This is a genomic window from Micromonospora sp. NPDC048830 (genome assembly GCF_043198215.1).
Lineage (GTDB): Bacteria > Actinomycetota > Actinomycetes > Mycobacteriales > Micromonosporaceae > Micromonospora.
Window position 1 is genome coordinate 35172 of the sequence record NZ_JBICUP010000047.1, and the last position, 13402, is coordinate 48573.

A 13402-nucleotide genomic window follows, 5' to 3' on the forward strand; every position below is an offset into this window, starting at 1 on the left:
TCTCCCTCATGATGTCGGTATCGCTACACCGCAAGGGACGCAGTCGCGCGGGCGACGTCAATAGGTCCGCGTCGGTGGCGTGCGCCGAGACCACATTGGCGGGTATGCCACCCCATCTGCCGGCATGGAAAGCCGTCCTGCCTGCGAGACGTGGCGCGCCCTGCGTCATGTGGCAACTCTATGGCGAGCCGCAGGAAGAGCGGCACGGCTCATGTGGCTATACCCGATCGGCGCGAGAGCGCCCAGATCGGCGAGTAACTTGTAGCCATCTGGCTATGTCGACGGCCACCGTTCGGCGCCCGATCGAGCCGTACCCGCGCCGGTCTTGCCGGATTTGCGCGGACGCGCCCGGTCATTGGGTGCAGGAACCGGCACGACCGTCAAAGCAGACATCACAGGCGACCATGCCGCGACCGTCGAACAGGGGACCACGGAGCACCGAAACAATCGCGGTCATTCCGCTTTCCGCCACACCCGTCCGAGCTTCACTTCCGGAATCGACGGAACGATGACCGCCATGGGTGCGGCGGCCTCAACGCCGGCCACCCTACCCGAGCTTAAATGCCCGCGACAAACGGGCCACCGGAAAATGTACGGAGGCCGAACCCACTCGCACGGAATGTCGCCGCGGCCGAGGGCGAACCCTCGCCGCCGCTCACGGCCGCCCGCCAGGAGCCACCTGTCAATGCCGCGCTCGTGGGCGCTCGTGAATGACCCGCGCGGCTTCCGCCGACCGGACGGGCACGCGGTGACCGGTCAGGGCCGCCGCGGCGGCGAAACCAAGCGCACCCCCGGCCACGGCCGGCAGGATCGCCACTACGTCGCCGTCGGACACCTTGGCCCCCAGGCCGCCGAGCTGGCGCGCGTCCTCGTCATTGACATAGACGTTGAGCATTCCGTGAAGCGCGCCGGCATCGGTGACCAGGCGCCCCCGGACGCCGGAGTACCGGGCGTCCAGGTCGGTCAGCAGGTCCGCCAGGGTCTCCCCGGCGGCCTCGACGGTCGACGCACCGCCGGTGTAGCTGCGCAGGATCGTGGGCACGCGAACTTCGATCGGCATGACGGCGTACTCCTCAATGGAAGCGACGAGGAGGGGCGGCCGACGACGCGGGCCCGAAGCGCGGCGCAGCCACTCGTGGTCGACCTCGTCGGACGCCGCGCGAATCCTCGGGACCGCGCCGCGCCGAACGGGGCCGCCGGCGGCCCCGTTCGCTCGTCGCGCCACCCCTTTCGTCCCTCAACGGTCCCACGACGGAGCTTCAGGCGAACGCTGACCATTCGGGCAGCCCGATCGGCGTCACCGGGACACCGGAGGTCACGCCACGATCAGGCCGGGAGGTCCGCCGGTGCCACGGTGCGGGGAGCCGGGGGTGCCGGGGCGCATCTCACGCCTTCTCGAGCAGGCCCTGCTTGATCGCCACCGCCGCGGCCAACGTCCGGTTCGAACAGTTCAACTTCAACGACACACTCGCCACCAGCCGCTTCACCCCATGCTGACTGATCAACATCCGACCCAACGCCTGCCCCAACGCCTCCCGCGTCACCTCGTCCTGAATCAGAAACCCATTACTCGGCAACCGCGTCACCGCATCCAGACACGCCGCACCACGACCGATCAGATGCAGAATCTTCACCCCCCGACGATGCGCCGCCTCAACAACCCCATCCAGACTCCCCACACCCACGTCCTCACACGCCACAACCAGCACGTCAAAAGAACGACCAGCGGGAAACCGCTCCAGATCCGCCACCACCGCATGCACCTCAGCCACCAGATCAAGCGAGCCGAGCATGTCGTGGAGACCCCGACGCGTCACCTCGTTGTCGGCGAGAACGCGGACGCTACAGCCAACCTGAGTCTGGGCGAACGGACTTCCGACACGTTCCACGTCGACCCGGGCCGTCGGCGGCCGCCTCACCCGTCCTTCGTGCACGGCCGACGAACGGGCGACGGGGTGCCGTACCGCCTGTCCTCCTCGGGGTCGCTCGGGTGCCGGTCGATCTCCCTCGGCATGTCGGACGGCGAGCTGAACGCCTCCTTGATGTTCGGCACGCAGAGCAGGGTCAGGCGCTTCCGGTCGGCGATCCCGTTGGCGTCGAACCGGAGCAGCCCCGTCACCCCTTGGTACGCGGGGTTCGCCACGTCACGGATCGCGACGTACACGCTGGTCGGGCTGATCGCCGTCGGGTCCCACTCCCGGCCGGCGGAGCCGGCGAGGTTGCCGGCGATGCTCTGGACGGCCGCCAGGTGCAGCCGGGTGGCGTCGTACGCCAGGCCCACCCGCTCGCCGATCGGGCTGTTGGGGCTGCACATCGACAGGATCTCCCGCACGTCGCTGAGGAAGGACCGCCGCTCGACGTCGTTCGCGCCGAAGAGCCGGTGGCAGTACGCCAGCTCGCCCTTGGCCACGTACGCCAGGGGCAGGTTGTCGGGGGCGACGGCCCGCGCGGCCGCGTTGGCGAGGTACCGGTTGACCGAGTCGTCCCCGATCAGCTGCGGCACCCGGCCGCTGCACGCCTGCGCCAGCTTGCTCGCGAACGCGCCGAACTCCGTGTAACGCCCGCCGAAGAAGACCACGCCGTCCGGGTACCTGTCCGCGCAGACCGGGGTGAGGTCGACGCCGTTCCGCCAGTACGTCTCCTGGTAGTTCCCCTCGCCGAACTGGGCCCGGAGTCCGTCGCGGAGCGTGTTGACGTAGAGGTCGTCCTGCGCGCCCTCGCCCGGGTCGACCCGGCCGAACGTGTAGTAGTTGAAGATCTTCTTCTTTCCGAGCACTCGGGTGGCATGCTCGTGGACGAGCGTCGCCTCGTCGATGTTGGGCGCGGAGATCTGCAGGTACCTGCTCGACGCGTCCGCGATCCGGTCGGCCGACAAGGTGGGCGCGAGCACGGGCAGGTCGAGATTGCCCAGCGCCCGGATCGCGTCCTGGACCGCCCTGCGGCTCTCCACCAGCCCGACCACCCCGAGCACCGTCGGCTCCTCCGCGGCCAGCGCCGACAGCATCCGCACCACGTCGGCGGAGTACCTCATCTCCTGGCCCGCGTTGGCGACCACGATCCGCAGGTACGGGTGGGCCGGGTCGTTGTTGGCCTCGAGGTAGGCCCGGCTCTGCGCCGCCGCCATGCCCTGGAGTTCCTCCCGCTCGCCGGCGAAGGTCTCCTCGCCCGGCAGGGCGTCGGGCTTGGTCAGCGAACCGAAGTAGACCAGCGTGACCCGGGGGTGCGTCTTCTTGACCCGCCAGGCGGCCTCCACCTTCCGGTTCTGGTCGAAGATCCTCCGCTGGACGTCGAGCAGCGACTGGTCCGTACTGAACGTCTGCCGCTCGTGATCGCTGTAGCCGACGCACTGGCCGTCGCGCACCGCCGTGCGGACGAGGCCGCCCGAGGCCGTCGGCGGCCACTCGCAGCCGGCCCGCAGCCTGGCCACCTGGTCGGGTATCTGCCAGACGCCGACGGCGGCCAGGACGACGGCCGCCACCGCGACCAACGCCACCGGCCGAGCCAGCCACGGCGGCTTCGGCGGCACGATGCGGGACAGCCGGTGCCGGTACGGCGTAAGGTCGGCCGGCGGGATCTCCACCTAGAGGTACCAGGCGTTGTCCTCCCGGGCCCGGCGGGCCCGGGGCAGCCCGCTGCGCCAGGCCCGGTACGCCCCCTCCACCCCGTCCAGCGGCACCAACTGGCCGGCCACCGCGGGGTCGGTCGGCACCAGCCCGTCCGGCGGGACGTCGTGGCTGTCGGTGACGACCAGCAGCGGGTCGGACTGGCCGGTCTCGTCGCGCACCGCGTTGATCAGCCTGACCAGGTCGTACCCGCCGTTGTCGGGCGCGATGTCGTCCAGCAGGAGGACCGGGCACGCGGTGCGCCGCCACGACTTCAGCCGCCAGGGCCAGCGACGGTAGTCGACGCGTAGGTCCTGCAGGAACGCGTGGACCAGCAGCAGGTCGATCTGTTCCTGATCCTCGGTCTCCCGGGACGGGACCGTCAACCGGCTGGCGAAGGTGAAGAAGTCGCCCGCCGCGAGCTTGGGCGCGAGGTACTGCTGGCGCATGAACCAGCGGAACCGGCGGCCCGCGCCGAACAACCATCCGGTGGTCAGCAGCCAGAACATCAGCCCGGGAAGGACACCCAGGGCCAACCACAGCAGCAGGCCCGGCCAACCCCCGACGTCGGGCGGCGCCTGCTGGCCGTCCCAGGGCGCCCGTTGCCAGATGCTCCGCCGCAACTGCCGGGCCAGCTCCCGGCGCCGCCGGTTCGTCGGCACTCCCGAGAGGTCGACCTGCATCAGCCCGTCGGCGAGCGCGTAGTGGCGGAACCGCAGCCGATCCGCGCCGCCGAAGTTCCCGGCCGCCAGCCCCGTGTACGCCTCGTGCAGCAGCGTGCGCACGTCCTGGCCCGCCGCGCTCATCCGGACGTGCGGGACCCGGCGCTCCTCACCGGCGAGCACGTGCGCCATCATCGCCAGCGGCGAGCCGGCCCCCGGCCGGGAGACCAGACACAGCAGCGGCAACTGCCAGCCGCTGCGCATCGGCCGCAGGACCATCGACTCGACCAGCTCCACCAGCCGGTGGAACTCCGCGTAGACCCGCCTGCCCCACTCGGGGAACCTGTCGTCCGTCATCTGCTCCCGTTCCGTTCCGAGGCTGCCGGCAGAACGCGGACACGTCGGTCGCACCGCCGAGGGAAAAGGGCGCCGTACCGGGGCACAAGCGCCAAGAATCCTTTCTGGCCCACGCCTTCGTGCCGCCATTGTCGCAGTGAGGCCCGCCATTGGATCGTATCGCGCGCCGCAGTCGCGGCCGAGGCCGCGAAACGCATTACCGCAAGGAGGACCGGGCCGAACGCCGCCGGCCAGGGGAACGGGACGGGCCTCCTTTCGTCCGGGTGTCGCTGTTGTCGGAGGGTGGGGCCAAGGGGAGCCGGGCCGGCGCGCCGGCAAGGAATGCGAGAATCCAGCGGACAGCACCCGAACGGAGCCCCGATCCCGATGGCAGACCTGCCCGACGACCTGCGAAACAGCCTGGCGTCGGCGTTGACGTCGGCACGCGCGGAGGCGCTGTCCGCCTCGGTGCGCCGGCTGATGGACGAGTACCGGTCCGACCGGGTGGGTCACGCCCCGATCCTCACGTCCGCGAGGGACGTCACGGCGTACGCGGCGTACCGGATGCCGGCCACCTTCGCCGCCGTGCGCGCGGCGCTCGACCAGGTCGCCCGGGTCGTGCCGGACTTCCGGCCCCGCCGCCACCTGGATCTGGGCGGCGGCACGGGCGCCGCGACCTGGGCCGCCACCCAGATCTTTCCCGGCCTGGAGACGGTGACGGTGCTCGACCAGGTGAGCGAGGCGCTGGCACTGGGCCGCCAGCTGTGCGCCCGGGCCGACCATCCCGCGCTGCGCTCGGCGACCTGGCGCCAGTGGCGCTTCGATCCTTCCGGCGAGCTGCCCGCCGCCGACCTGGTGACCGTCTCGTACGTCCTCGGGGAGCTGCCGACGGAGGACCGGTCGGCGCTGGTCGCGCGGGCGACGGCGGCCGGCGCGCTGGTGGTGGTGATCGAGGCCGGCACACCGGCCGGCCACGAACGGGTGCTCGACGCCCGGTCGACGCTCGTCGGCTCGGGGCACACCGTCCTGGCACCCTGCCCGCACCAGGGGGCCTGCCCGCTGTCCGGGACCGCCGACTGGTGCCACTTCGCCGCCCGGGTCAACCGGTCCGCTCTCCACCGGCGGCTGAAGGACGCGCAGCTCGGCTACGAGGACGAGAAGTTCTCCTACGTCGCCGCCGCCAGGCGGCAGCCGCTTCCGGTGGGCGGCCGGATCCTGCGGCATCCGGCGTTCCGCAAGGGTCTGGTGACCCTCCAGGTCTGCGCGCGCGACGACGGCGCCCGACAGGAACTGATCTCCAAACGGCAGGGCGACCGCTACCGGCAGGCACGGGACGCCGAGTGGGGCGACGTCTGGCCACCGACGGACTGAGCACCCCCGGGAAGGCGGCAGGAGCCACGGCCGACCACGGCGGCGCCCTGGTCGGACGGCCGGCGGGTGGCGCGCGCGCCTGAGCCCGTCCGGGTGCCGGGCGGCGGCGTCGGCCGTCCGGATGCACAAATCCGGCCTTACCGGGCACCACGGGTTGCGAGGATGTGACTGCCAGGAGGCGCCTGGCGCCGACGTGTGCTGGCGCGACGACCAGCGACCGTCACTGTCGGAGCGAGGAGAGGAACATGAGCCGTAGGAGCACGATCGGCGTCCGGTCGGTGACCGACGCCCTGGGTATCGAGCGGGAGGCCCAGAGCCGCAGATCGCAGGGGTTGGCGCGGTTTCTGGGCTGGTTCAGCCTCGGCCTGGGCGTCACCACCCTCGCGGCGCGGCCGCGGGTGAGCCGGCTCTGCGGTGTCGACGACTCGCGCACCGCGCAGGCGGTGCTGCAGGCCACCGGGCTGCGGGAACTGGGCCACGCCGCGGCGCTGCTGATCCCGCGCCGGACGGGCTGGGGGGCGTGGACGCGGGTCGCCGGCGACGTCGTGGACCTCGCCGCGAGCACCACGGCCATGCGGAACCGGCGGGGCGACCGGCGGAACCGCCTGATGTACACGACCTGGGCGCTCGCCGGGATCACCGCCGTCGACCTCTACGCGGCCATCCAGGTCACCCGGGGCAGGAGGATCAGCCCGCCCAGCCGGGTACAGGCGTCGGTGACCATCAACCGCAGCGCGGCGGACGCGTACCGGTTCTGGCACGACTTCGAGAACCTGCCGCGCTTCATGTCCCACCTGGAGTCCGTCCGGACGATCGGCGACCGGCGGTCGCACTGGACGGCCAAGGCCCCGGGCGGCAGGCGGGTGGAGTGGGACGCGGAGATCACCGCCGACCGCCCCAACGAGATGATCACGTGGCGCTCGGTCGACGGCGCGACCGTACCCAACTCCGGGTCGGTGCGGTTCGTGCCGGCGGCCGGCGGGCGCGGCACGGAGGTCCGGATCGACCTGGAGTACGCGCCGCCGGGCCGGATGTTCGGCGCGGCGCTGGCCAGGATCTTCGGCGAGAACCCGCAGCAGCAGGTCTGCGACGACCTGCGCCGGTTCAAGCAGGTGATCGAGACGGGCGAGATCGCCCGCTCGGACGGCAGCCCCGACGGCACGAACATGCAACAGCAGATCAAGCAGCGTCCGGCGCAGCCGCTGGCGATGCCGCGCGCGTGAGAGGAGGACGCGATGAAAGCCACCTGCTGGATCGCCCCGAACAACGTGGCGGTCGAAGAGGTACCCGAGCCGAAGATCCTCAACCCGCGGGACGCCATCGTGAAGATCACCTCGGCGGCGATCTGCGGCTCCGACCTGCACCTGATCGACGGCTTCGTCCCCACGATGAAGAAGGGCGACGTGCTCGGCCACGAGTTCATGGGCGAGATCGTGGAGCTGGGCCACGGCGTGCGGGACGGCCTGAAGGTCGGGGACCGCGTCGTCGCGGCGTTCCCGATCGCCTGCGGCAACTGCAGCTCGTGCCAGCGGGGCCTGTACTCCATCTGCGAGAACTCCAACCCGAACGCGGCGATCGCCGAGCTGGCGATGGGCCACGCCCCCGGCGGCATCTACGGGTACTCGCACATGCTGGGCGGGTACGCGGGCGGCCAGGCGCAGTACGCGCGGGTGCCGTACGCCGACGTCGGCGCCCTCAAGATCGAGGACGACCTGCCCGACGAGAAGGTGCTGTTCCTGTCCGACGTGCTGCCGACCGGCTACATGGCCGCCGAGATGTGCGACATCAAGCGCGGCGACATCGTCGCCGTCTGGGGCGCGGGGCCGGTGGGCCAGTTCGCCACCCTGAGCGCGTTCCTGCTCGGCGCGGAGCGGGTCATCGTCATCGACCGGTTCCAGTACCGGCTGCGAATGGTGCGGGAGAAGTGCGGCGCGGAGATCATCAACTACGAGGAGACGGACGTCATGGACGCGTTGCGGGACATGACGGCCGGCCGCGGCCCGGACGCGTGCATCGACGCCGTCGGCACGGAGGGGCACCACGCGTCGGCGGCGCTGTACGCGTACGACCGGGCCAAGCAGGCGGTGAAGTCGGAGATCGACCGGCCACACGCGCTGCGCGAGGCCGTGCTGAGCTGCCGCAACGGCGGCACGGTCTCCGTCATCGGCTCGTACGGTGGGTTCATCGACAAGTTCCCCATGGGCTCGTTCATGAACCGCTCGCTGACGATGCGTTCGGGCCAGGCCCACGTGCAGCGCTACTGGCGGTCACTGCTGGAGCGGGTCCGCAGGGGCGAGATCGACCCGAGCTACATCATCACGCACACCATGCGACTGGAGGACACCCCGCACGGCTACGACATCTTCAAGAACAAGCAGGACGAGTGCCTGAAGGTGGTGCTCAAGCCCTGACGACCGCGACAGAGCGACAGCAGGTCCGCCGCCCCGGGCAACGCCGCCCGGGGCGGCGGGCCGTCCTCGTGGGGGCGGGACGGCGGCACGGCCGCCGGCGCCACCGGAGGTAGGCGGTGGGGGGCGGGACGGCGGCACGGCCGCCGGCGCCGCCGGATGCGGGCGGACGCTGCGGCCGGCTGCGCCCGGCTCCGTCGTCGAGGCGGACGGAGCGGTGATCGTTGGCGGCCCAGGTCCGGTTCTCTCGGCGTGTCGAGTGCCTGAGCTGTCAAGGATCACGGTTCCGCCGGTCGGTCCACCCCGTTGACCCGCTGCCGCCGGGACCGGTCCACACTGGATCGGGCCCGGCGGCCGTGTCCGTGGCCGGTCACGCCCCGGCCCGGGCCACCGGGCTCCGGCCGCAGCGCCGGTCGGACGAGCCGCCACCGGCCGTACGCCCGGCTTCCGCGCTCACCGTCGGGCCGATCTGTACATCTGGCGGCTCTCACCGGGACACCGAAAGCATTTATTCTCCACCCGGCCCATTCCGCATCGGAGGCTCAGTTTGATGAACCCCAAGAGGCGCAGACGTATCCAGAACGCCTCGATCGTCCTCGCCACAGGCGCCGCCCTCGTCCTCTCCACGGGGGCCACCGCCCTCGCCGAGACGGGGACGCCGACGATCAGTGAGATCCATTACGACAACGCCGGCACGGACACCGGCGAGGCCGTCGAGATCGAGGCCCCCGTCGGCTTCGACCTGACGGGCTGGCAGGTCGTCCTCTACAACGGCAACGGCGGCGCGGTGTACAACACCAGGACGCTGAGCGGTGCGGTGCCCGAGGCGGGCGTGGTCGTGGCGAGCTACCCGACGGACGGCGTCCAGAATGGCTCCCCCGACGGCGTCGCCCTGGTCTCCCCCACCGGCGCGGTCGCCGAGTTCCTCACCTACGAGGGCACGTTCACCGCGGTCGGCGGCCCGGCCAACGGGCTGGCCGGCACCGACATCGGGGTCGCCGAGACCAGCACCACCCTGGTCGGCGACTCGCTGCAGAAGGTCGGCGGCACCTGGCAGGCCCCCGCCCCCAACACGTTCGGCGCCCGCAACGGCGGCACCCCCGACCCGGACCCGGAGCCGGGCACCGGCTGCACGGTCACCGTCGACCACACCATCGCCGAGGTGCAGGGCACCGGCACGGCGACGCCGTCGGCGGGCACCCGGGTCACCGTCGAGGGCGTGGTCACGGCCGACCACCGCACCGGCGGCTACAACGGCGTCTACGTGCAGACCGCGGGCAGCGGCGGCGAGCGCACCGTCGCCGCCGGGACGGCCTCCGACGGCATCTTCGTCTACCTCACCTCGAACACCGCGAACCACCCGTCGGTCGCGATCGGCGACCGGGTCCGGGTCAGCGGCACCGCGAGCGAGTTCAACGGCCTGACCCAGCTGAGCGTCGCCAGCAAGACGGACGTGCAGGTCTGCGAGCAGAACGTGGCCCTGCCCGCGCCCGTCCCGGTGAGCCTGCCGCTGGACGACGCCGCCCGCGAGTCGGTCGAGTCGATGCGGGTCGCGCCCGTCGGCCAGTTCACCGTCTCCGAGGTCTACAACACCAACCGGTACGGCGAGGTCGTGCTCGCCGCCGGTGACCGCCCGGCCGCCAACCCCACCGACGTCGCCCGCCCGGGCACGGACGCCGCGAAGCAGGTGGCCGCCGCGAACAAGCTCCGCCGCATCCTGGTGGACGACGGCAAGACCACGAACCTGTCCACCGCCGGGCTGCTCCCGCCGTACCTGTCCAAGGCGAACCCGCTGCGCGTCGGCGACTCCGTCGAGGCGTTCGGGCCGTCGGTGCTGTCGTACAGCTTCAGCGAGTGGCGGCTCCAGCCGGCCACGCCGGTCAGCGCGGACACCCCCGCCGCCGAGCGGACCAGCTTCAAGGCCACCAACCCGCGTACCGCCGGGCCGGTCGACGTCGGCGGCGACGTGCGGGTGGCCAGCTTCAACGTGCTGAACTACTTCGTCCACTTCGGCGGCGACGCCCGCGGCGCGGACGACGAGGCGGCCCTCGCCAAGCAGGAGGCGAAGATCGTCTCGGCGATCAACGCCCTCGGCGCCGACGTCGTCGCGCTGGAGGAGATCGAGAACTCCGTCCGGTTCGACGCGAGCGACCCGCAGCAGGCGCTGAAGCGCCTCGTGGCGGCGCTGAACACGGCGGCGGGCGCGGGCACCTGGGACTACGTCCGCACCCCGGCCGAGCTGCCGAGCGCGGCCGAGCAGGACTTCATCACCACGGCGATCATCTTCAAGCCGGCGAAGGTGCAGCCCACCGGCCCGTCCCGCTCGGTCAACGACGAGAGCGTCTGGTTCAACGCCCGCGAGCCGATCGCGCAGGCGTTCACCGCGGGCAAGCTCACCTTCATCGTGGTGGCCAACCACCTCAAGTCCAAGAGCGGCACCGGCACCGGCGACAACGCCGACGCCGGCGACGGTCAGGGCGCGTGGAACGGCGACCGGGTCCGGCAGGCACGGGCGCTGGCCGCGTTCGTCGAGCAGGTCAAGGACGACAGCGACACCGACAACGTGCTGCTGCTGGGTGACTTCAACGCGTACACCCAGGAGGACCCCATGCAGGTCCTCTACGACGCCGAGTACCGCGACCTGAACGACACGGGCAAGGCCACCTACGTCTTCGGCGGCGAGTCCGGCTCCCTCGACCACGCCCTCGCCTCGCCGTCGCTGGCGACGCGGGTCACCGGGGTCGACGTGTGGCAGATCAACGCGGTCGAGTCGTTCGCGTTCCAGTACGACGGGCTGGCCGCGTTCTACGAGGCGAACCCGTACCGGGCCAGTGACCACAACCCGCTCGTGGTGGGCCTCAGCACCAGGGCCAAGCCGGTCGACCTCCAGCTGCTGAGCATCAACGACTTCCACGGCCGGCTGGAGTCCCCGGCCACCAGTGGCGGTCAGCCGGTCGGCGGCGCCGCGCAGGTCGCGGGCCTGGTCGGGCAGCTGCGGGCGCAGAACCCCAACACCACCTTCGTCTCCGCGGGCGACAACATCGGCGCGTCCACCTTCATCTCGGCGATCGACGGGGACAACCCGACGATCGACGCGCTGAACAGCGCCGGCCTGGCCGCCTCGGCGGTCGGCAACCACGAGTTCGACAAGGGCATCGCCGACCTGACGGGCCGGGTGTCCGACCGGGCCGACTTCCCGTACCTGGGCGCCAACGTGTACCGGGGTGACACCCGGGCGCTGCCCGCGTACTCCGTCAGCACCGTCGGCGGCGTCCGCGTCGGCTTCGTCGGCGTGGTGACCGAGCAGACCGCGTCGCTGGTGAGTCCGGACGGCATCGCCGGCCTGACCTTCCGCGACCCGGTGGCCGAGGCCAACCTGGTCGCCGGCCAGCTCAAGGACGGCAACCCGGACAACGGCGAGGCCGACGTGGTCGTGCTGCTCGCCCACGAGGGCGCGGCGACGGAGCACATCACCTCCGCCGAGGCGCTGGCCAACGACCCGGTCTTCGGCAGGTTCACCCGGGTCGACGCGACCATCGACGCCATCTTCAGCGGCCACACCCACCAGCCGTACGCCTTCGAGCTCCCGGTGCCGGGGTCGGACCGGCTGCGCCCGGTGGTGCAGGCCGAGGACTACGGCAAGCGGCTGGGCAAGGTCACGCTGACCTTCGACCCGAACACGGGCTCGGTCACCTCGGCCGACGCCGCGCTGGTCGACGTCGTGGGCGCGCCGCAGGACCCGGCGGTGGCGGACATCGTGACCGCCGCCAAGGCCAAGGCCGCCGAGCTGGGCAAGCAGCCGCTCGGCAAGATCACGGCGGACATCAGGCGGGCCTACACCAACGGCAACGAGGACCGGGGCAAGGAGTCGGCGCTCGGCAACTTCATCGCCGACGTGCAGCTCTCCCAGACCAGGGACGCCGGCCGGGGCGGGGCGCAGATCGCGTTCATGAACCCGGGCGGCCTGCGGGCCGACCTGCTGTACGGGACCGACGGCACGGTGACCTACGCCGCCGCCTTCGCGGTCCAGCCGTTCGCCAACGACATGGTCACCAAGAGCCTCACCGGCGCCCAGGTCAAGCAGGCGCTGGAGGAGCAGTGGCAGCCGGACGGCGCGTCCCGGCCGGTGCTGTGGCTGGGCGTGTCGAAGGGCCTCTACTACACCTACAACCCCGAGGCGCCCAAGGGCTCGCGGATCACCTCGCTCAAGCTGAACGGCACGCCGCTCGACCCGGCCGCCACCTACCGGGTCACGATGAACTCGTTCCTCGCCGCCGGCGGTGACAACTTCGCCGCCCTGGGGCAGGGCACGAACAAGACGACCACCGGCGACAACGACCTCACCATGCTGGTGAACTACTTCGCCGCGAACTCGCCGGTCACCGCGGACACCCAGCCGCGGTCGGCCGTCGGGCAGGCCGGGCCGCAGTGCACCACGACGATCACCGGCGCGTACAACAAGCCGCTGGTCGTCACCGCGGGCCTGACCTGCCTGGAGAACGCCACCATCGGCGGCCCCGTCACGGTCGACCCGGGCGCCTCGCTGATCGTCGACGGCGGCACCATCGGCGGCCCGGTGTACGCCACCCGCCCGGTGCTGTTCGAGCTCGACGGCGCGATCGTCTCCGGCCCGGTCACCGTCAGCGGCGCGACCGGTGCGGTGGAGATCAGCCGGGGCAGGGTGATCGGCCCGGTGTCGCTCACGGCCAACAGCGGCGGGGTACGCCTCGACACCGTCACGGTCGGCGGCCCGGTCACCCTGACCGGCAACACCGGCAGCCAGCCGGTGGTGGTCGCGGCGAACACCATCGGCGGCCCGCTCGGATGCTCGGGCAACAGCCCGGCGCCGGGCAACGACAACCGGCCGAACACGGTGCGCGGCCCGGCCACCGGGCAGTGCGCGAAGCTTTGACATCCTCTCCGCCCTGAAGGACGGAGATTCCCTCCACGCTGCGCGTGGAACACGCGGCGTGCGGGTGGGTTACCGCTTCACCGCGCGGTGCCGGGACGAGTCCCGGTCTTA

Annotated in this window: 8 protein-coding genes; 4 read left to right on the forward strand and 4 right to left on the reverse strand. The window is 71.7% G+C overall.

From position 1 onward, the window contains the following. Positions 1 to 682: 682 nt before the first annotated feature. From ACGFIZ_RS28625 to ACGFIZ_RS28640, 4 genes are all read right to left on the reverse strand, one after another. Positions 683 to 1060 carry a MoaD family protein gene (locus ACGFIZ_RS28625; protein WP_393424528.1) on the reverse strand — a complete coding sequence of 126 codons (378 nt, stop codon included), beginning with the start codon at positions 1058 to 1060 and terminating at the stop codon, positions 683 to 685. 325 nt (positions 1061 to 1385) lie between these two features. Next, positions 1386 to 1793, reverse strand: coding sequence for a hypothetical protein (locus ACGFIZ_RS28630; RefSeq protein WP_393424531.1), 408 nt, complete (start codon positions 1791 to 1793; stop codon positions 1386 to 1388). 122 nt (positions 1794 to 1915) lie between these two features. Beyond that, complete coding sequence (locus ACGFIZ_RS28635; RefSeq protein WP_393424534.1) at positions 1916 to 3580, reverse strand: hypothetical protein; 1665 nt, start codon at positions 3578 to 3580, stop codon at positions 1916 to 1918. After that, entirely contained in the window at positions 3581 to 4621 is a 1041-nt protein-coding gene (locus ACGFIZ_RS28640; RefSeq protein WP_393424537.1) for a hypothetical protein, read from the reverse strand. Positions 4622 to 4987: 366 nt separating this feature from the next. Between ACGFIZ_RS28640 and ACGFIZ_RS28645 the strand changes: the two genes are divergently transcribed. From ACGFIZ_RS28645 to ACGFIZ_RS28660, 4 genes are all read left to right on the forward strand, one after another. Continuing rightward, the gene (locus ACGFIZ_RS28645; RefSeq protein ID WP_393424540.1) at positions 4988 to 5971 is read left to right on the forward strand and encodes a small ribosomal subunit Rsm22 family protein; all 984 of its coding nucleotides are present in this window, start codon (positions 4988 to 4990) and stop codon (positions 5969 to 5971) included. A gap of 245 nt (positions 5972 to 6216) precedes the next feature. Then, the gene (locus ACGFIZ_RS28650; protein WP_393424543.1) at positions 6217 to 7194 is read left to right on the forward strand and encodes an SRPBCC family protein; all 978 of its coding nucleotides are present in this window, start codon (positions 6217 to 6219) and stop codon (positions 7192 to 7194) included. A 12-nt stretch (positions 7195 to 7206) separates the two neighbouring features. Continuing rightward, positions 7207 to 8382: a zinc-dependent alcohol dehydrogenase gene (locus ACGFIZ_RS28655; RefSeq protein WP_393424546.1), complete on the forward strand. Its 1176-nt coding sequence runs from the start codon at positions 7207 to 7209 to the stop codon at positions 8380 to 8382. Positions 8383 to 8929: 547 nt separating this feature from the next. Then, complete coding sequence (locus ACGFIZ_RS28660) at positions 8930 to 13291, forward strand: ExeM/NucH family extracellular endonuclease (RefSeq protein WP_393424549.1); 4362 nt, start codon at positions 8930 to 8932, stop codon at positions 13289 to 13291. The last annotated feature ends 111 nt before the right edge of the window (positions 13292 to 13402 follow it).

What these genes read in the sequence shown, in the direction of transcription:
- ACGFIZ_RS28625 (WP_393424528.1), bottom strand. Translation starts at nt 1,060, where the DNA reads ATGCCGATCGAAGTTCGCGTGCCCACGATCCTGCGCAGCTACACCGGC.
- ACGFIZ_RS28630 (WP_393424531.1), bottom strand. Translation starts at nt 1,793, where the DNA reads ATGCTCGGCTCGCTTGATCTGGTGGCTGAGGTGCATGCGGTGGTGGCG.
- ACGFIZ_RS28640 (WP_393424537.1), bottom strand. Translation starts at nt 4,621, where the DNA reads ATGACGGACGACAGGTTCCCCGAGTGGGGCAGGCGGGTCTACGCGGAG.
- ACGFIZ_RS28645 (WP_393424540.1), top strand. Translation starts at nt 4,988, where the DNA reads ATGGCAGACCTGCCCGACGACCTGCGAAACAGCCTGGCGTCGGCGTTG.
- ACGFIZ_RS28650 (WP_393424543.1), top strand. Translation starts at nt 6,217, where the DNA reads ATGAGCCGTAGGAGCACGATCGGCGTCCGGTCGGTGACCGACGCCCTG.
- ACGFIZ_RS28655 (WP_393424546.1), top strand. Translation starts at nt 7,207, where the DNA reads ATGAAAGCCACCTGCTGGATCGCCCCGAACAACGTGGCGGTCGAAGAG.
- ACGFIZ_RS28660 (WP_393424549.1), top strand. Translation starts at nt 8,930, where the DNA reads ATGAACCCCAAGAGGCGCAGACGTATCCAGAACGCCTCGATCGTCCTC.